The sequence below is a fragment of the Oscillospiraceae bacterium genome (genome assembly GCA_015067255.1).
In the GTDB taxonomy this organism is placed as follows: domain Bacteria; phylum Bacillota; class Clostridia; order Oscillospirales; family SIG519; genus SIG519.
In genome coordinates, this window is sequence record SVMS01000023.1 from 12,842 (window position 1) to 32,323 (window position 19,482).

Sequence of the window (19,482 nt, forward strand, 5' to 3'; positions counted from 1 at the left end):
TAGTTTTATGAGTATTGTTGATGAAACCATTTTAAAGGCAAAAGAAATTGCAGATGTAACTGCAAAAAAAGCATCTCAAATTTCAGCACTTACAAAATTAAATGTAAATCTTGCTGAAACCAAAGGTGCTATTGAAAAAGAATATAAAGAATTAGGTGAGCTTGTTTATACTGCTGTAAAAAATGATATTCAACAAGGCGAATTGGTTGAAGAAAAAGTACGTATATTAGACGAATTGATTTTTCAGAAAGAAGAATTATGCTTAAAAATAGCAAATATCAAGGGCAAAAAGCTATGCTCTGAATGTAAAAAAGAAAACGATGCCGACAGCTTATATTGCTGTAAATGCGGCAATTCTTTAAATTGATTTTTTGGAGGATGTAAAAATGGAATGTAGTAATAAAAATAATTGTCCTTGTACATACAGCTGTGCAAATCACGGGAAATGCTGTAAATGCATTGAATACCATTTAAAATATAATGAATTTCCTGCTTGTTTTTTCTCGAAATCGGCAGAGAAAACATACGACAGAAGCTTTGAAGCTTTAATAAAGGACAGAAAATAGTTTTAATTTTGTATACTTTCTTTGTATTTGTGAGGGGTAACATTTGTAACTGCTTTAAAATGAAGAATAAAGTTTTTGCTGTCGCAAAAGCCCGCTTTTTCTGCTATCTCTCCGACGGACATATTTGAGTTTAACAAAAGTCTTTTAGCGCTGTCTACCCTCTTTATAATTATATATTTATGGGGAGTTGTTCCGTACATCTTTTTAAATTGTCTTATAAAGTGATATTTACTTATTCCGCATAGGTCTGCAAGCTTTTCTATCGAAATTTCATTTTTATAGTTATTATTTATATAGTTTATTGCTGTTTCAAGAGTATCATTGCTTTTTGAAACAGCAATATTTTTATAATAAATCATATCTCCTATAATAGTTTGAAGCATCTGAGAAATTCTTATCTGTTCATAAGCTCCCGTCATTTCATCAATATTTTTAAGCTCATTAAAAATATCATTAAATACTGTTTCGGAATTGCAAATATAAATTTTATCATCATTTATATATTCTTCAAAACAAATCGAATCCATTGCAGAAAAATGAATCCACCGAAAATGCCACGAGCTATTTTTCACAGTAGAGTAAAGCTGATATTTTTTACAATTTATAAGTACTAAGCTTTTAGGAGTCAATTTAATTTTTTGCTCATTGTAAAACAGTTCTCCACAACCATCAACAGTGTAAATAAGCAAATATTCTTCTAACCCGTCTCGCTCTGTGTAGTATCTGTCATCACAAATATATTCTCCTATTGAACTCAAACAAAACGGTGCTTTTATAGGTAGCCTCATATAAGTAAAGGCTTTTGACATAACTCTATACTTTTCTGAATAAAAATTTCTAAGCATATTTTCTCCTTTTAGCAATTTTAAAGAACTTTTGAGCAATAACAACTATTGAAAAAAGTTTTCATTTGTTACATAATATCATTAAATAAAGAAAAAATCAAGGAGGTACTAATATGACTTTGAGAGAAAATATTTTAGCAATATTAAACTATCAACCATATGAAAGAATGCCTGTTGTATCTTTTGGTTATTGGAATGAAACTGTTTTAAAATGGGCTAAAGAAGGACATATTACTGAAGAAATGGCTCAAAGCTATATCAATGACGGTGATAACGGCAAAGGCGATAATGAAATAATGAAGCTGTTAGGCTTTGATTTTAACTGGAATTCCTGCGTAGGCGCTAATAATTTTTTTGACCCTTTTTTTGAACCTGAGGTTCTTGAAAGATTTGATGACGGAAGCGAAATTGTACGTGATAATTTAGGTCTTATTATAAAACACAATCCTAATATAGTATCAATTCCCGCCGAGCTTGGAACATCTCTTAAAGACAGAGAAACCTGGGAAAAACTCTATAAGCATCGTTTACAAATGAATGATAAAAGAGTTGATAAGGAATTATTTAAGTCTCTCCCATCTCCTGAAGAGCGTGAAATTCCTTTAGGTCTTCACCTCGGCTCACTAATAGGAAATATGCGTAACATTCTTGGAGTTGCAGAGCTTTCATACTTATTAGTTGATGATGAAGATTTATTTAAAGAAATTGTAGACACTATATGCGGTCTTTCTTATGAATGTGCAAAGGAAATCCTTGAAACAGGAGTTAAATTTGACTACGCTCATTTTTGGGAGGATATTTGCTTTAAAAACGGTCCTCTTGTTGCTCCCTATACCTTTGAAGAGTTTATTGTTCCTCATTACAAAAAAATCACCGACTTAGTTCGTTCATACGGAATTGATATTATATCTGTCGATTGTGACGGTTTAATCGACTCACTCGTACCTCTATGGCTTGATGGCAGAGTAAATACTATGTTCCCCATCGAAGTAGGTACTTGGAACGCTTCAGTTGCTCCTTGGCGCGAAAAATACGGAAAACAGTTACGCGGTGTCGGCGGTATGAATAAAACAGTTTTTGCAAAAGACAAGGAAGCTGTTGACAAAGAAGTTAAAAGACTTAAAGAGCTTATAAAGCTCGGCGGTTATATCCCCTGTCCTGACCACAGAATTGCCCCCGACGCTGAATTTGAGCTTGTTAAATATTACTGCGAACAAATGAGAAAAATATAAAAAAATTATAACTACCGACTGTTACCTCGGTAGTTATTGCTTTATAATATTGATTTTTGTGGCAATATATGTTAGACTTATAAAATAAATGTTATTAGTAGATTGTAATATATTTTTTGAAAGGTTTGATAATGTGAAAAGGCTTTTATCGGTTTTGCTCTCCCTTGTTATTACTTTTTCTGTTATGCCTATGGAATTATTCACAATAAAAGCGGTAGCCGCAACTTACGGCTATTTGACTTACGAGATAAATAATAACGAGGTAACAATAACAGATTGCGATACATCCGCCACTGGCAGTATAATAATCCCCGCCGAAATAAATAGATATCCTGTTACTACTATAGGTTATAGTGCATTTTATAATTGTACAAGTCTTACAAGTATCAATATACCCGATAGTGTTACTTATATAGGCGACTGTGCATTTCAAGATTGCGTAAATCTTACAAGCATCTATATACCCGATAGTGTTACATCTATAGGTGACTATGCTTTTTGTAATTGCACAAGTCTTACAAGTATCAATATACCCGATAGTGTTACTTATATAGGCGATAATGCATTTTACGATTGTGATAACCTCGTTATTAAGTGTAAATCAGGCTCTTATGCGGAAAGCTATGCCAAAGAAAACAATATACCTTTTGAATTAAACGGTATTAACTCTGAGCTTATGTATGATATAATAGCTAATGATTATCCGCAATATTTAAATAATGCTGAAATAGATTTTTACTATGAAAATCTCAACAGACAATGTTATGATGTTATTGAAGAATATGACAACAACACAAACGGTATATTAGCTTTTGCTGAGTGTTTTGTTAACGGTACAGAAATTTTAACTAAAGAGATTTTATCCAAATTAGGTCTTTCACAATCATTAGAGGAAAAATGGTTAGAAGACAACGCATTAGAATTTGCAAGAGTTTTTTCAGGAAATGCAGAAATAGCAAATGGCATATGGAAAGAAGTAGAGGATGAATACAAAAAATTCAAATTTGTATACGATGAATCTACAGCAATAGCAAAACAAAATTTAGTTACTGCTCTTGCTGAAGTGCAAAAGGATTTATCCTATAATACATTGACCGATTATGTTGACAGTGTGCTCGAAAATGACGTAGTTATGGAAAAGTTCGATAATTCTTTTGATACAGCAGATGATGTTGTAGATGTTGTTGATACTGTACTATATACCTGTCAACTCTATAGCCTTGAAAAAAAGAGTTTAACAAAATTAATTTCATTGATTGAAAAAGATACGCCTCTTTACGAAGGGCTTACGAATTTATTAAATGATATGACTGTAAATCCCGGACTATATATGGTTGACAAATATTTAAACGATAAGGCTGTTGACTATATAATAGAAGGACTTGAAGATGCTCTTCTATCATCTTCCGTAGGATTGACACATAAGCTTGTTACTTTGGCTTCAAGCTTTATATATGATTATTTATATCAAGGTGCTAAAATAGATGAAGTATACGGTGCTATTATAGCATACGATTTTTACACAACTATTAATATTAGCTTAAGCGACATAATTTTAAAATTGATGCAGCATAAGATGAACGGTACCGAGCCGAATGATGAGCTGTTAGAAAACTATAAATTTATTTTCAACGCAAAAAGACTTTCTGCAAAGCATTATTTGGATAGCTGTATCAATATAAGTAAATATCAGCAGGAAATTGATAATTTAGAAAATATCAAAGAAACATTGGACAATGACAAGCATTTTGACTTCGATAATTATATACGAAACCATTGTTACAAAAAACTGTTATCAGATATTGAAAGCGGAACAGTTGAATGTTTGCACGAATACTCGTATTTAAACAATACTGTATTGCCTACTTGTACTAATAACGGATATTCTAATCTATACTGCAAAATTTGTGAAAATACATTTAAAGCTGATTACACACAAGCGTTAGGACATTCCTACAATCATACAGTAACAGCACCAAGTTGTGTAAACCAAGGCTATACCTCTCATCAATGTATCAGATGCAGTTACAATTATAGGGATAATTACATAAATGCTTTAGGACATTCTTACAGCCATACAGTAACAGCTCCCACTTGCGTAAATCAAGGTTATACTACTCATCTATGTACAAGCTGTAAATATACTTATGTAAGTGATTATACACCGTTAACAGAACATAGCTATATCAATGGTTTTTGCGATTGCGGTATTGGAAAAGGAATATGCGGAAAATATATTTCTTGGAATTTTACTACTAACGGAGATTTGCAAATATCCGGCAGTGAACAAATTGAAGATTACAGTCAAAACAATGCGCCGTGGTATGCTAAAAGAGCAGATATAAAAAACATTGTTTTATCTCACGGAATTACATCTATAGGAAAAAACACATTTTACGGTTGTAGCTCTTTAGAAAATATCACTATTCCGTTTAGTGTAACGGCAATAGATAAAGATGCGTTTTCAAATTGTAATGATTTTACTATTCAATGTCACTATGCTTCATTTGCTAAAGCTTATGCTATAGCAAACAATATTAACTATTCACTAATCCGAGTTGATTTCGATGCTTCGGGAGACGGAAATGTTAATGTTATAGATTTAATTTCTATAAAAAGAAAGCTTTTAACAAGCTACGACATATCTCCTGATGGCGACTGTAATGATGACGGTATTATAGATATTCGCGACCTTCTTTCGCTAAAAAATCATTTACTGTATTCATAAAAATTTTACACAACATAAAAAAATGAAGCACTTTTCGGTGCTTCATTTTTTTATGTATAAAACTTATGCAAAAAAGCTTACTGCTTTTTCTGCAGCGCTTGCTGCATCGGAAGTATAAGCATCTGCTCCGATTTGCTCACAGAAGCTATCTGTTACAGGAGCGCCGCCAACCATAATTTTAACTTGGTCTCTGATGCCTTCAGCTTTGAAAATTTCAACAACATCTTTCATAACGCCCATTGTTGTTGTAAGAAGAGCTGAACAGCAAACAACTTTACAGCCCTGTTCTTTAACAGCTGCAAGGAAAGCCTCAGGAGCAACGTCTGTACCTAAATCAACAACCTCAAGGCCCTGTCCTTCCAACATCATTTTTACAAGATTCTTACCGATATCGTGAAGGTCGCCCTTAACAGTACCTATGCAAACCTTACCCTTGGATTCTACTCCGTCAGCTACAAGCAACGGCTTTAATATAGCTACGCCTTTATTCATAGCTCTTGCAGCGATAAGAACTTCAGGAACATAAACTTCGTTATTCTTAAATTTAACGCCGATGATATTCATTCCGTCCAATAAGCCTTCGTCAAGAACCTGCTTAGCGCTTATTCCTTCTTCAATTGCCTTGTTTACTAATTCTTCAACGACCTTAGCTTTTCCTTTTTGTAGATTTTCAGAAATTTCTTTTAAAATACTCATATTTTTACCCTCCTTAATTCTAATATTATCATACGTTATTTTATATTTTTTTCAAGTAAAATATAACGATTTTTTGTAAAATGTTATGATTTGAAAAATTTTCTTCTTTTTTTTGAAATTACTATTGATTTTTTTTATAAATTAATTATACTAAACATAACATCATATAAAAGTGAGTGATAGTGTATGTTTTTTAAAATAAAAACACTATTTAATTTAATGAAGCCCAAGCGATATTTATACATATTAGGACTTGTTTTATCATCTGTTTCAATTATTATCGCTTTGTTCCCTCCTGCTATTATAGGCGCTTTGATAGACTATGGCATTTTAGCTAATAACAAAGCTTTAATTATTCAGCTTATTATCATTGCCTTCTCTATTATTCTTATAAAAAACATAATGAGATATTTTATGTCTATGTCATTAGAGAGTGCCGTACAGCACTGTGCAGTAACTTTAAAAGATAGACTTTTTTCCAATCTTCAGCATCTTGACATTTCTTTTTACAGCGCTAATACCTCGGGCGATTTAATGGCTCGTCTTACAGGCGATCTTGATATGGTAAGGCATTTCTTTGCTTACGTAGTACATGTTTCTTTTGAGGCAGTATTTCAATTTGTTGCTTCTTTTATTTTTCTGCTGACTATAAATGTTCCTTTAACTTTGTTGCTTATGGTATGTGCCCCTTTCATTGCCTTTTTCAGCTACAAAATGTTTAAAAATTTGCGTTCTATGCACGTCAGAAACCGTGAAGCATATTCTCAGCTTAATTCTATTACAAAGGAAAATATTGACGGTAACCGTACTGTAAAAGCTTTTGTACGTGAAGAGTACGAAAGTGATAAAATGAAAGTCGGAAACGACAAGGTTCGAGATATAAATATTGAAATAAACAGAAAATGGCTTAAATTCAGCTTGCTTATTGATTTTTTCTCGTTATCTCTTTCTGCAATCGCATTAGTTGTGGGCGGTTATTTTTGTATAACAAAACAAATTACAATCGGTGAATTATCAGTTTTCACAGGGCTATTGTGGGCTATTTCAGGACCATTGAGACTTGCTGCTCCCATTATAAACGATTTTCAACGTGTTTCCGCTTCTTTGGATAAAATAATGCCTATTTACTTTGCTACTCCTAATATTTACGATAAAGAAGATGCTAAGGATATAGACTCTATAAAAGATAGTATTGTTTTTGAAAATGTCTCGTTTTCTATCGGAAAAACAAAAATTATTAAAAATATCAATTTAGAAATAAAAAGCGGAGAAACTCTTGCTATTATGGGGCCTACCGGCTCTGGTAAGTCAACTATTCTTTCGTTACTTTTAAGAATATATGATGTAAGTGAAGGCTCAATTAAAATAGACGGAATTGATATTCGGGATTATAAGCTTGATTCTTTAAGAAGATGCTTTGGAGTTTCAGCTCAGGATGTTTTTCTGTTTTCAAATACAATAGAAGGAAATATTGCTTTTTCTGACCCCGAAATGAGTATTGAAGAAATACAAAAGTATGCTTCATCTTCCTGTGCAGACAGCTTTATTCGAAAAACTCCCGAAGGCTATGAAACAATAATCGGAGAAATGGGTGTTGGTCTTTCCGGAGGTCAAAAACAGAGAATTTCTCTTGCAAGAGCTCTTGCTGCCAACGCTTCGGTTCTTGTTCTTGACGATACTACAAGTGCAGTAGATATGGAAACCGAAAAGAAAATTCAAGATGAGCTTTCTAAAATAAACTGTACCAAAATAATTATCGCACAAAGAATCACAAGTGTTTTTAAAGCAGATAAAATTATGATACTTGAAAAAGGAGAAATCTCTCAAATCGGAAATCATAATTATTTAAAAAATATTGACGGATATTACAAAACTGTCCTTGATATTCAGCATCCCGACAGAATAGCTGAGGAGGTGGTATGTAATGGCTAAGAATACATATAACGTTGATGAACGTCTTGAGACCCCTTTTAATTTCGACCATCTAAAAAGAAGCTTCGCTTACGTTAAAACTCAGTCTAAGCTTCTTTTAACCGCTTTAATTGTAAACATAATAATTATTGTTTTAAATCTTTCTATTCCCTATTTTACTCAAGTTGTTCTTGATAAATGTATACCAAACGGTGATGTTCCTTTACTTATAAAAATCGGTATTCTTTATATCGTCGTTCTTATTGTAACTCATCTTTTATCCTACATACAAAGCAGATGCCTTGCCATAGGCGGACAGCGTATAGTTCATAAAATGCGTGAGGATTTATTTAATCATCTGCAAAAACTTCCTTTTTCCTATTTTGATAGCCGTCCTCACGGTAAAATACTTGTAAGAGTTGTAAATTACGTAAACAACGTTGCAAACTTTCTTTCAAACGGACTTGTCAATTTTCTTTTACAAATAATAACTCTTGTTTTTATAACAATATTTATGTTTTTCACAAGCGTACCTTTAGCTCTTGTAACTATTTCAGGTGTTCCCTTTCTTGTTTTGTTTTTATGCTTAATTAAAAACAAACAAAGGCGTTCTTGGCTTACTGTAAACAATAAAAACTCAAATGTAAATGCTTATTTAGGAGAAAACATCAACGGAATAAAAGTTTCTCAAACTTTTTCAAGACAAAAAATAAACGAATCTATTTTCAGAAAACTTATTTTAGAAGCAAAAAAAGCCTGGATGTATGCCTGCAAAATTTCATTTAAATTAGGTCCTGTAATTGAAGTTATAACCTTTTCTGTTACTTGTCTTATCTATTTATCTTTTTCCTTTGTTTTTGAAGGAATTACTATTGGTGTTCTTTTTGCTATGACAGCTTATGCAAGCCGCTTTTGGCAGCCGATACAAGCTATCGGAAGCATTTACAATGAGCTTATAAATACAGGCTCTTATCTTGAAAGAATATTTGAAACCTTAGACGAACCGATAAGCATAGACGACAAAGAAGATGCATATGATATCGGTGAAATAGAAGGAAATGTTGAATTTAAAGATGTTACTTTTTCATACGAAGAAGGTTTTACAATTTTTGAACATCTTAATTTTAGTGTAAAGGCCGGACAAAGCATAGCTCTTGTAGGACCAACAGGCGCAGGAAAAACAACAATTGTAAATCTTATCAGCAGATTTTATGATATTGACAGCGGCGCTCTTACTATTGACGGTCATAACATCGGCGATGTTACAATAAAATCTTTAAGAAAAAATATGGGAATAATGCTTCAAGACCCTTTTATTTTTAAAGGAACTATTGCCGATAACATTCGTTACGGCAAGCTCGATGCTACAATTGAGGAAATTATAGATGCTGCTAAAACAGTACACGCCCATGATTTTATTGAAAAACTGCCTTTAGGATATGATACTCCACTATCTGAAAACGGTTCTTCCATTTCTGCGGGACAAAGGCAACTTATTTCATTTGCAAGAACCTTGCTTTCAAATCCCAGAATACTTATTCTTGACGAAGCCACAAGCGCAATAGACACTAAAACAGAGCTTCTTTTACAGGAAGGTATTAAAAGCCTATTAAAAAACAGAACATCCTTTATAATCGCCCATAGGCTGTCAACAATTCAAAACTGTGATAAAATATGCTACATATGCGATAAAGGAATAAAAGAAAGCGGAACTCACGAAGAATTACTTAAAGCAAAAGGCTTTTATTACAATCTTCACTCCGCACAAATAAGAGAAATTTCGTAAAAAATCTCTGCTACCCTATTATAAGAGTAGCAGAGATTTTTTAGCAAGCGAGTCAGTTTCTTATTTAAACTGTATCAACGTGCAAAGCTCATTATCTTCTTTAAAAATACTTATTATATGCCCATTATCAGCAGCGGTATAATTTAATGTTATATTATCAAAAACTATAACAGGTTTTTTATAGATAATACGAAACTCTTTTATACCGTCTTCTTCGTAAGCTTTCTCAGGAATCGCTTCAATGGCATACTCTAAATATTTCGTATTATGAACATGATTATTATAATCTATATCTGTCCTACGTACGTATATAGGCTTACTGTAATCATATTTTTGAGGCTGTTGCAATTTGGAAAAATCAAAATTATATTTTACCGATTCTTCAGGCTCATACATAGATATCATTTCAGGCGTAATTCTTATAATTTTACCTGCGTTTATATCAAGCATAGTGAGTTTTTCGCAAGCATTGATATAAACATTTCCTTGCTTATCTTTAACAAGAAATTCACGGTATGTAACATAAGAAGCCTTTGTTCCTGTTGCCCATGTATCAATATATAGTGCTTCTGAAGTTTTAGGATATTTATGTATTATAACATTCCATTCAACAGATATCCAAGAAAGACCGTTCTTAGAATTCTCTATAAAGTTATCGTTCACACTGACAGAATGGTGAGCTGTTATATCCTCTAAGATGTTTATTATACTATGTAGAGCGAGCTTTCCGTTTTTTGTATAATCACTAATCCTCGGCTCATAAATTTTGCTGTAAATCATTATCAAACCTCATAATGCCTTATTACTGAAGTAACTTTTCCTAAAACCTTAAGTTCGTCAAGAATAATAGGTTTATACGCAGAATTTTCAGGACGTAATACAAAACGTCCGCCCTCTTTATAAAAACGCTTTACAGTAGCTTCGTCATCAATAAGAGCAACTATAATATCTCCGTTATCAGCTACAGGGGTACGGCGAACTACGATAATATCGCCGTTAAGTATGCCGGCATTTTTCATACTGTCACCAACAACGTTAAGTGCAAAATATTCCCCTGACCTTACTTTTGAAGTAGGCATAGATACATAACCGTCAAGATTTTCTATAGCTAAAATAGGCAAGCCTGCAGTAACTTTACCTAAAATAGGAATATTAACTGTGCTTTCGTGATTAACAGGCATCGCACAACGCTTTTTATTTCCGTCTTTTTTTATAAGTCCTTCTTCATTTAACTGCTCAAGGTAAGCATGAACAGAGCTGGGAGATTTTAGACCTACAGCTTCGCAAATTTCACGGATTGTAGGAGGAATTCCGTCATGAGAACATTTTTGAGTTACATAGTTTAATATCAAGCGTTTTTTTTCTTCCGCTTTTCTCATTAACATCACCTATCAGTAATATTTTTTACTTATACAGTAAGTATAACATATAATTTTAAAAAATGCAAACAAATGTTTAAAAATTGAAATTTTTTATTGCTTCTATAGCTGTTACTATTGCCTTTTCAGTATTTAATGCTTCTTTTGATGTAGGTTCTTCGATTTCAAGCTCTTGATTTAAAATACATAATAAAACGCAAGCAGCTCTTGCTTTGAGATAAGAAGAAACACAATAAATAGTTGAACATTCCATTTCTGAGCAAAGAACATTAAGCTTTTTATATGCTTCCCATTTATTGATAAGCTCATAGCTGACAGGTTTTGTTTGTGGAGAATGCTGACCGTAAAAAGAATCTTTGCTTTGAACTATTCCCAAATGATAGGGATAGTTATTTTTTTCGGCGGCTTTTTTCAGACAGTGTGTAAGCTCAAAATCTGCTACGGCAGGAAATTCAATGGGTGCATATTCTTTGGTTGTACCGTCCTGTCGTACAGCGCCCGTAGCAATTACTAAATCTCCCGGCTTAACGTCTTTAGAAATACCACCGCAGGTTCCGACCCTTATAAAATTTCGTGCCCCCAATGCATAACATTCTTCAACTGCAATAGCGGCAGAAGGTCCTCCTATTCCGGTAGAAACAACGCTTATTTTTTTATTATTCAAATATCCTGTATAGCTTACATATTCTCTTACATCTGCAATAAGCTTTGAGTTATCAAAATATTTTGCTATTTGAGAACAGCGTTTAGGATCGCCTGTAAGAATAACAGTTTCGCCCAAATCACCTTGTTCGCATCCTAAATGAAAGGCTTTGTTGCTTTCCATTTCAATCACTCCTTATTTACAGTGAGGGCAAACAGACATACAAATTCCGCAGACTGCTCCCCTACCTATGTTTTGAAAATTTCTTTTCATATACTCACTGCAGGCTCTTTCGTCAATCATTTTTTCTTTACTTTCAAAGCTTACTCCTTTTATTGCCATAGCGGGACAAGCTTTTACACATTTATCACAATCAGCGCATAAAGATTTTTTTATAATGTTTTCAACAGATAAAGGAAAATCGGTAAAAATAGTACCTAATCTTACAGCACATCCTAATTTCTCGTGAATAAACAAATCATTTTTTCCGATACTTCCCATACCGGAAAGACAAGCAGCCTTTTTATGAGAATATCTACCCTGATACCCGTTTATGCTTTGAGATGCCGCAACGGTTATATAATTATAACCGTTTTCCTGTAAAAACATACCTGTTTTTAATAAGATATTATCTATATGAGCATTAACCGTTCTGTAATGATTGAAATAAGTATGAGTAGGAGCATCTTCGATTTCACAAACAATGGCTTTTGAAAGTGCTACTACTATGCTTATTGCATATTTTAAGTTTTCAGGACCGTCTTCACAATAAGCAAAGCCTATATCGGAAGCCCCAAAACTTTTAATTTTTTCTTTAATTATTTCACAGTTTAATTTTTCCATTTTTTCTCTCTTATATCATTTTTAAAAAATCTCTGTTTTTGCTATTGAATAAAATAATAAAATACTATATAATAGTAAAATAACTTAAATGAAAGGTGGGAATGGGCAGGTTTTCTGCTCTTTACAATGCTTACTCCCGGAGTTATTTACGACAATGAAAAAATTCGTCTTTTAATTTTATCCACTCTTGTATCTGCCAAAAGACCGATAACAGCCGCTGTTTTGTCAGACATTCTTTGTTATGAAGGGCTTGCAGAATATTTTGCTATTATGGATAATCTATATGAGCTTATAAATTCAGATTTGATAGTTGAATATTCTGAAAGCAACGATGAAAACAAGCTTTTATACATAACGGATTTGGGCAAAGAAACATATGAAGAATTAAAGAGAACTCTTCCCCTCACAGTAAGAGAAAGAATAGCTTGCTCTACTCTTATTTTTGTTTCGGATTTCAACCGTGAAAATGCTGTTATAGGAACTCTTACTCCTGTTAAAGACGGTTTCAATGTTCAAATACAGCTTATGGACAATAATCTATGTCTTATGTCTACAGAGGTTTTTGTTCCTTCTGAAATTCAAGGAAGAGCAATTATAAAGCATTATAAAAAAAATCCCGAAAAAGTATATACCGCTATACTTGAGGCACTGACAAAGGACGTAAATCGTGAGCCTGATGACAAGGTTTAATCAGCTTTATTTTTGACGGTAATACTTCTATATCAATTTTATCAACCGTTTTCACCTCTCCATCTATGTTGAGGGAAAGCGGTTTTTTACATTCTACAGTCATTTTCTTGCCCTTTAACTCTTGGACAATATCAAGCCCTATATGCTTGCCTTTACGGTAAAGGTCAATAAGATTTAAAATTTTAAGTCTTGAAACACCCTTTATAAGTATAAAATCAAGAAGTCCGTCATTTAACTGTGCATTAGGTGCAGGAAAAAATCCGCCGCCGTAATAACGTCCGTTTGCAGCAATTGCAAATATGTATTTTCCTTCAAAGCATTTATCGTCAATAGTAATTTTAAAATTATATTTAGTTTTTGTAATAAAACAATAAAAAGTGGAAAGCGTATACGCTAAATTTCCCGAAACAAATTTTTTAAATTTAGTAACATTCTTTGCCACTTCTGCATCAAAACCGGATGAGCATATATTTATGCCTATCTGGTCATTGGCTTTCATAACATCGCAACAAAGCTCTTCGCCTTCTATTAACTCTGAAATTTCTGAAACATCAAAACTATTCAAAGTTTTTACAAAATCATTTCCTGTTCCGCTGGGGAAAACACCTATAGAAAAGTTATCGTGTCCATATGCACCGGAAATGACCTCGTTAAAGGTGCCGTCACCGCCAAAAACAAATATTTTACAATATTCATTTTCTATACATACCTTATCAGCTATTTCAGTTGCGTGGTTAGGATATTCCGTGAGGTAAATCTCGTATGTATCATCACGGTTTTCAAAATAGCTCTTTATTGAATTTTCATACTCGATATGTCTATCTTTTTTTCCTGCTTTAGGGTTAATAATAAAAATATATTTCAAAATAATCAAATCCTAACTAATATTATTCGCTTTTTCATAGCTTTTACAATATTCTTTTATGACACATTCGGCACATTTTGGCCTGCGGGCAATACAAATTTCTCTGCCGTGCCACACAAGACAATGACAAAAAGAAAGAGATTTTTCCGGAGGTAACAGCTCTCTTAGCTGATATTCGACTTTTTTAGGCTCTTTACTGTCAGCAAGTCCTATTTTATTTGAAATTCTTATACAATGAGTATCAGCAACGACAACAGAAGGTTCGTTAAAAAGCTCTCCTAAAATAAGATTGGCGGTTTTTCTTCCTATTCCCGATAAGGATAAAAGACCTTCCATTGTATTTGGAATTTCTCCGTCGAATTCAGAAATAATTTGAGCAGAAAACTCCTTTATGCTTTTTGCCTTATCTCTGAAAAAGCCGCAAGGTTTTATTATATTTTCAAGCTCTGTTATATCTGCATTGGAATATTCTTCAACAGTTTTATATCGTGAAAAAAGCTCTTTTGTAACAATATTTACTCTTTTATCTGTACACTGTGCAGAAAGTCTTACAGCAATTAAAAGTTCAAGAGGAGTTTTATAATCAAGACTGCATTTTGCATCTTTATATTCCTCAATAAGCAAATCACATACAGCCTTTGCTCTTTGTTTTTTTGTCACCTTTTATTCCCCTTTGCCTTTAATCTTTTCCCAATACTGCTTTGTCTGTTGCTCAAATTTGGAATTTCCATATTCAAAATAAACTTTATCTTTTAAATCATCAGGCAAATATTGTTGCTCTACATAATGGTTTGGCATAATATGAGGATAAATATATCCTTTTCCGTTATCAAGCTTCGATGCTCCTTCATAATGAGCATCCTTCAAATGCTTAGGAACATCGGAATAATTTCCGCTTTGAACATCTGCCAAAGCTGCATCAATTGCTGTAATACAAGCATTTGACTTAGGTGCTGTTGCAAGAACTAAAACCGCCTGTGCCAAAGGAATTCTTGCTTCGGGAAAGCCTAACTGCAAAGCACTGTCAACACAGGCTTTAACAATAGTAATAGCTTGAGGAAAAGCAAGTCCAATATCCTCGCAAGCGATAACAAGTAGCCTACGACATATAGACGGCAAATCATTTGCCGCAATAAGCCTTGCCAAATAGTGTAAAGCTGCATTTTCATCAGAGCCTCTTATAGACTTTTGAAAAGCTGAAAGAATGTCATAATGCACATCTCCGTCACGGTCATATCGCATAGAGCTACGCTGTGCAACCTCTTTAGCCTGCTCAAGAGTAATTTTTTCTCCATCCTCTTGTGTAAGTGTCAGAAGCTCTGCTGCGTTTATAGCCTTTCTGACATCTCCCCCGCAGCTTACTGCAAGATAGCTAAGAGCTTCTTCGTCAATTGGTATATTGATTCCTTTTTCCTCGGATATCAATTTAAAGCAACGCTGTAACACTTTTTTCACAGCGTCTTTTTTAACAGGCATAAACTCAAAAACAGTGCTACGGCTTAAAATAGCATTATATACATAAAAATAAGGGTTTTCAGTTGTAGAAGCAATTAAGGTTATTTTACCGTTTTCTATATATTCAAGCAAGGTTTGCTGTTGCTTTTTATTGAAATACTGAATTTCATCAAGATACAGAACTATTCCTTCGGGTGCCATAAAAGTATCCAATTCATCAATAATTGCTTTTATATCGCCAACTGAAGCAGTTGTAGCGTTGAGATGCCTTAAGGTACGGCCTGCTTTTGATGCTATTATATTAGCAACTGTAGTTTTTCCTATTCCTGACGGACCGTAAAAAATCATATTAGGAACAAGACCGCTTTTTGCAATTTTAAAAAGCGGTCTTCCTTCACCTGTTAAATGTTCTTGACCAAATACCTCGTCAAGATTTTTCGGTCTTATTCTATCAGCTAACGGAGCGTACATATCTCAATGTATAACACAGACACAAAGCAAAATGCTCTGTGTCTGAATTATGCCTTTCTTAAAATTTAATAAAGAGGATTAGCTGAACAGAGCTTATTAACTTCACTCTTAATATATTCAGCATTGTTTTCGAAATCAGAAGCTGTAAGATGAATAAGCTCAGCAATTTTAACCATTTCAGCTTCCTTAAAGCCTCTTGTTGTTACAGCAGGAGTACCGATACGTACACCGCTTGTAATAAACGGACTCTGAGGATCATTGGGAATAGCATTTTTATTAACTGTAATATAAACCTCATCAAGTCTGTGCTCAAGTTCTTTTCCTGTGATATTAAACTTACGTAAATCAACAAGCATAAGGTGGTTATCAGTACCGCCTGAAACAAGGTCAAAGCCTTTATTTACAAGCTCATTAGCAAGAACGGAAGCGTTTTTAACAACCTGTTGCTGATAAGCCTTAAACTCAGGCTTAAGAGCTTCTCCAAAGCAAACTGCTTTTGCGGCAATAACGTGCATTAAAGGACCGCCCTGAATTCCAGGGAAAATCGCCTTATCAATAGTCTTAGCAAGCTCTTCCTTACAAAGAATCAATCCACCTCTGGGACCCCTTAATGTTTTATGTGTTGTTGATGTAACAACATCAGCATAAGGGACGGGATTCTCGTGAAGTCCTGCTGCAACAAGACCTGCGATATGCGCCATATCCACCATAAAATATGCGCCGACTTCTTTTGCTATTTCTGAAAAACGCTTAAAGTCAATAGCTCTGGGATATGCAGATGCACCTGCAAGAATAAGCTTAGGCTTTGTTTCTTTAGCAAGCTTATAAAGAGCATCATAATCTATTCTATGGGTATTATCATCAACACCGTAAGGAACGATATTAAAGTATTTACCTGAAATATTAACAGGCGAACCGTGAGAAAGGTGGCCTCCATGAGCCAAATTCATTCCCATAACAGTATCGCCGGGATTTAAAAGGCCAAAGAATACAGCCAAATTAGCTTGCGCTCCGCTATGAGCCTGAACGTTAGCGTGCTCAGCACCGAAAAGTTCTTTTGCTCTGTCACGTGCAATATTTTCCGCTATATCAACACATTCACAGCCGCCGTAATATCTTTTTCCGGGATAACCCTCTGCATATTTATTTGTAAGCACTGAGCCCATAGCAGCCATAACAGCTTCCGAAACACAGTTTTCACTGGCAATAAGCTCAATATTTCTCTGTTGACGATCAAACTCTAACTGTATTGCATCGGCAACCTCAGAATCAAAATTCTTTAAAAAATCAATATTAGACTTCATTTGAAAACCTCTTTCAATATGTTTTATTCATATTATACAATTTAATACAAAAAAATACAAGAACAAAATCTTAAAATAACATTGTTAAAATTAAAAATTTATGTTAATATTATATCAAAAATATGTTATGGAGCCAAACAAAATGAAAATTGATACTATTTTATTTGATATGGACGGAGTTTTAATAGACTCGGAAGGTGTAATTATAGAATGTTGTATTGATGTATTAAAGGAATACGGAGTTAATGCAGTAAAAGAAGATTTTGCACCATTTTACGGAATGGGAGAAGATAGCTTTATAGGTGGTGTTTCAAGAAAACACGGTGTAGAATATACCCTTGAAATGAAAGATAAGGCTTATAATAAATATTGCGCTATAGTAAAAGATGTTTTAGGTCACGATAAAACTACAATAAATATGCTTAAAAAATTAAAAGAGCTTGGTTTTAAAATGGCAGTTGCCTCTTCTGCTGATAGTGTAAAAGTAAGAGCTAACTTAAATGCAATTGATGCTGTTGACGGTATTTTTGATTCAATTGTTACAGGTTCAGATATAATCAATAAAAAACCCGACCCGGAAATTTATATTAAAGCTTATAAATCTGTTAATTCATTACCTGAAAATTGTGTTGTTGTAGAAGATGCTCCTTCAGGAATTCAAGCAGGAAACACTGCCGGAATTTTAACTATCGGTGTTACAAGTAGCTTTTCAAAAGAAGCTCTTGAAAAACATAACCCTGATTATATAGTTTCAAAGACTCCGGAAATAATAGATTTACTTTTAAAAATCAACAATCAATAATCTCTTTTTTCCAATATTCAACAAGCTTTTCAAAAGACCATGCGGCATTTGCTGGGCTTGTTGAAGGCAAATAAACTGCTTGTGTTTTATTGAATTTATTATATAAATTATAGGCGGTTTTTCCGTTTACAAAAATTTTTCTTATATTCGCAGTATTCAATATCTTTTCAAGATTATTGGGTACTGCGTTTTTTATACTGCTGTCCGAGGAACCATCTATATCGCAAGAAGCTATTACATCCCATAAAGCTATACCGTTTCTTTTAAGAAAGTTTTTCTTTTCTTCAATGGTAATAGGTGTTTTTTGTTCATAAACAGCTGAAATAACCTTCCAAAATCGGTTTTGAGGATGTCCGTAAAAAAACATTTGCTCACGTGATTTTACAGAAGGAAAGCTTCCTAAAATAAGTATTTTTGATTTATCATCATACAAAGCTTCAAAAGGGTGAACACATTTCATATTTTATTTCCTCAAAAAGTAAGGCACACTTAACTCAGTGTGCCTTTAAACTTAAATTCTCTTATTATCTATTTCGTCCATAAGAATTGTAATAAGCTCATCAGCTGTCATGCTTCCTTTATCGCCCTCTTTACGTGAACGCACTGAAACTGTGTTGCTTTCCAATTCTTTATCACCTATTATAAGCATATACGGTGTTTTATCAAGCTGTGCTTCTCTTATCTTATATCCAATCTTTTCGTTTCTTGTATCTACCTCACAGCGAATACGCATACTTTTAAGCTTAGAAGCAATTTCATAAGCGTAATCAGCCTGTCTGTCGCCGATAGGGAGAAGCTTAACCTGTGTAGGTGCAAGCCATGTAGGCATAGCGCCGGCATATTTTTCAATAAGCAAAGCTAAAGTTCTTTCATAACAGCCTATTGAAGTACGGTGAATTATGCAGGGAGTCTTCTTGCTACCATCTTTATCGGTATACTCCATTCCGAATTTTTCAGCAAGCATCTGGTCAATCTGAATAGTTATCAAGGTATCTTCTTTACCATGAACATTCTTAATCTGAATATCAAGCTTAGGTCCGTAGAAAGCAGCTTCTCCTATTCCTATAGAATAAGGAATTTCCAAATGGTCAAGAATTTTACCCATCATTCCCTGTGCTTCTGCCCACTGTTCATCTGTTCCGATATATTTATCTCTGTTGTCAGGGTCCCACTGAGAAAAACGGTATGAAACATCTTCATAAAGACCTAAAGTTTTGAGCATATATATAGCTAATTCAAGACAACCCTTAAACTCAGCTTCCAACT

The 19,482-nt window shown here is 33.7% G+C and carries 20 protein-coding genes and 1 pseudogene; 9 read left to right on the top strand and 12 right to left on the bottom strand.

The features are described 5' to 3' along the window. The first annotated feature begins 7 nt into the window (after positions 1-7). Both E7480_06250 and E7480_06255 read left to right on the top strand, forming a co-directional pair. Complete coding sequence (locus E7480_06250; GenBank protein ID MBE6904192.1) at positions 8-367, top strand: hypothetical protein; 360 nt, start codon at positions 8-10, stop codon at positions 365-367. Positions 368-386: 19 nt separating this feature from the next. Then, a complete protein-coding gene (locus E7480_06255) occupies positions 387-566 on the top strand; it encodes a hypothetical protein (GenBank protein MBE6904193.1) in 180 nt (59 codons plus the stop codon). A gap of 2 nt (positions 567-568) precedes the next feature. On the opposite strand, the gene E7480_06260 is transcribed toward E7480_06255, so the two are convergent. Next, positions 569-1,411 carry an AraC family transcriptional regulator gene (locus tag E7480_06260; GenBank protein MBE6904194.1) on the bottom strand — a complete coding sequence of 281 codons (843 nt, stop codon included), beginning with the start codon at positions 1,409-1,411 and terminating at the stop codon, positions 569-571. A gap of 113 nt (positions 1,412-1,524) precedes the next feature. On the opposite strand from E7480_06260, the gene E7480_06265 reads away from it, so the two are divergent. The 3 genes and pseudogenes from E7480_06265 to E7480_06275 all read left to right on the top strand — a co-directional run bounded on the left by E7480_06265 (position 1,525) and on the right by E7480_06275 (position 5,371). Continuing rightward, the gene (locus E7480_06265) at positions 1,525-2,643 is read left to right on the top strand and encodes a hypothetical protein (protein ID MBE6904195.1); all 1,119 of its coding nucleotides are present in this window, start codon (positions 1,525-1,527) and stop codon (positions 2,641-2,643) included. 88 nt (positions 2,644-2,731) lie between these two features. Next, positions 2,732-3,229 (top strand): annotated as a pseudogene (locus tag E7480_06270) (leucine-rich repeat domain-containing protein). A gap of 978 nt (positions 3,230-4,207) precedes the next feature. After that, positions 4,208-5,371, top strand: a complete 1,164-nt coding sequence (locus tag E7480_06275; GenBank protein ID MBE6904196.1) for a hypothetical protein — start codon at positions 4,208-4,210, stop codon at positions 5,369-5,371. Between the two features lie 63 nt (positions 5,372-5,434). Here E7480_06275 and E7480_06280 read toward each other — a convergent pair whose 3' ends face one another. Beyond that, the gene (locus tag E7480_06280) at positions 5,435-6,067 is read right to left on the bottom strand and encodes a cobalamin-binding protein (GenBank protein MBE6904197.1); all 633 of its coding nucleotides are present in this window, start codon (positions 6,065-6,067) and stop codon (positions 5,435-5,437) included. A gap of 186 nt (positions 6,068-6,253) precedes the next feature. Here E7480_06280 and E7480_06285 point away from each other — a divergent pair, with 186 nt between their 5' ends. Both E7480_06285 and E7480_06290 read left to right on the top strand, forming a co-directional pair. Beyond that, the gene (locus tag E7480_06285) at positions 6,254-7,999 is read left to right on the top strand and encodes an ABC transporter ATP-binding protein (GenBank protein ID MBE6904198.1); all 1,746 of its coding nucleotides are present in this window, start codon (positions 6,254-6,256) and stop codon (positions 7,997-7,999) included. Beyond that, positions 7,992-9,764 (top strand): ABC transporter ATP-binding protein, encoded by a 1,773-nt coding sequence (locus E7480_06290; protein MBE6904199.1) that lies wholly within the window; start codon positions 7,992-7,994, stop codon positions 9,762-9,764. Before E7480_06285 ends, E7480_06290 begins: the two co-directional genes overlap by 8 nt. A 60-nt stretch (positions 9,765-9,824) precedes the next feature. Here the strand turns inward: E7480_06290 and E7480_06295 are convergent, their stop codons facing one another. From E7480_06295 to E7480_06310, 4 genes are all read right to left on the bottom strand, one after another. Next, positions 9,825-10,544, bottom strand: coding sequence for a hypothetical protein (locus E7480_06295; protein MBE6904200.1), 720 nt, complete (start codon positions 10,542-10,544; stop codon positions 9,825-9,827). Positions 10,545-10,546: 2 nt separating this feature from the next. Continuing rightward, the gene (gene lexA, locus E7480_06300; protein MBE6904201.1) at positions 10,547-11,143 is read right to left on the bottom strand and encodes a transcriptional repressor LexA; all 597 of its coding nucleotides are present in this window, start codon (positions 11,141-11,143) and stop codon (positions 10,547-10,549) included. A gap of 76 nt (positions 11,144-11,219) precedes the next feature. Continuing rightward, positions 11,220-11,969: a nucleoside phosphorylase gene (locus E7480_06305; protein ID MBE6904202.1), complete on the bottom strand. Its 750-nt coding sequence runs from the start codon at positions 11,967-11,969 to the stop codon at positions 11,220-11,222. 12 nt (positions 11,970-11,981) lie between these two features. After that, complete coding sequence (locus E7480_06310) at positions 11,982-12,629, bottom strand: epoxyqueuosine reductase (protein ID MBE6904203.1); 648 nt, start codon at positions 12,627-12,629, stop codon at positions 11,982-11,984. 126 nt (positions 12,630-12,755) lie between these two features. On the opposite strand from E7480_06310, the gene E7480_06315 reads away from it, so the two are divergent. After that, positions 12,756-13,319, top strand: a complete 564-nt coding sequence (locus E7480_06315) for a DUF4364 family protein (protein ID MBE6904204.1) — start codon at positions 12,756-12,758, stop codon at positions 13,317-13,319. On the opposite strand, the gene E7480_06320 is transcribed toward E7480_06315, so the two are convergent. From E7480_06320 to E7480_06335, 4 genes are all read right to left on the bottom strand, one after another. Further along, positions 13,264-14,193, bottom strand: coding sequence for a diacylglycerol kinase family lipid kinase (locus E7480_06320; protein ID MBE6904205.1), 930 nt, complete (start codon positions 14,191-14,193; stop codon positions 13,264-13,266). The two genes, E7480_06315 and E7480_06320, sit on opposite strands and share 56 nt — an antisense overlap. 3 nt (positions 14,194-14,196) lie before the next feature. Continuing rightward, positions 14,197-14,844, bottom strand: coding sequence for an endonuclease III (gene nth, locus E7480_06325; GenBank protein MBE6904206.1), 648 nt, complete (start codon positions 14,842-14,844; stop codon positions 14,197-14,199). A gap of 3 nt (positions 14,845-14,847) precedes the next feature. Next, positions 14,848-16,110, bottom strand: a complete 1,263-nt coding sequence (locus E7480_06330) for a replication-associated recombination protein A (GenBank protein MBE6904207.1) — start codon at positions 16,108-16,110, stop codon at positions 14,848-14,850. Positions 16,111-16,175: 65 nt separating this feature from the next. Beyond that, entirely contained in the window at positions 16,176-17,414 is a 1,239-nt protein-coding gene (locus tag E7480_06335) for a serine hydroxymethyltransferase (protein MBE6904208.1), read from the bottom strand. 100 nt (positions 17,415-17,514) lie between these two features. Here E7480_06335 and E7480_06340 point away from each other — a divergent pair, with 100 nt between their 5' ends. Further along, positions 17,515-18,216 carry an HAD family phosphatase gene (locus E7480_06340; GenBank protein ID MBE6904209.1) on the top strand — a complete coding sequence of 234 codons (702 nt, stop codon included), beginning with the start codon at positions 17,515-17,517 and terminating at the stop codon, positions 18,214-18,216. Here E7480_06340 and E7480_06345 read toward each other — a convergent pair. Next, a complete protein-coding gene (locus tag E7480_06345) occupies positions 18,203-18,676 on the bottom strand; it encodes a DNA-deoxyinosine glycosylase (protein MBE6904210.1) in 474 nt (157 codons plus the stop codon). The genes E7480_06340 and E7480_06345 overlap by 14 nt on opposite strands. Positions 18,677-18,727: 51 nt before the next feature. Next, on the bottom strand, positions 18,728-19,482 hold a 755-nt coding region (locus E7480_06350; protein MBE6904211.1), incomplete at its 5' end, for a threonine--tRNA ligase.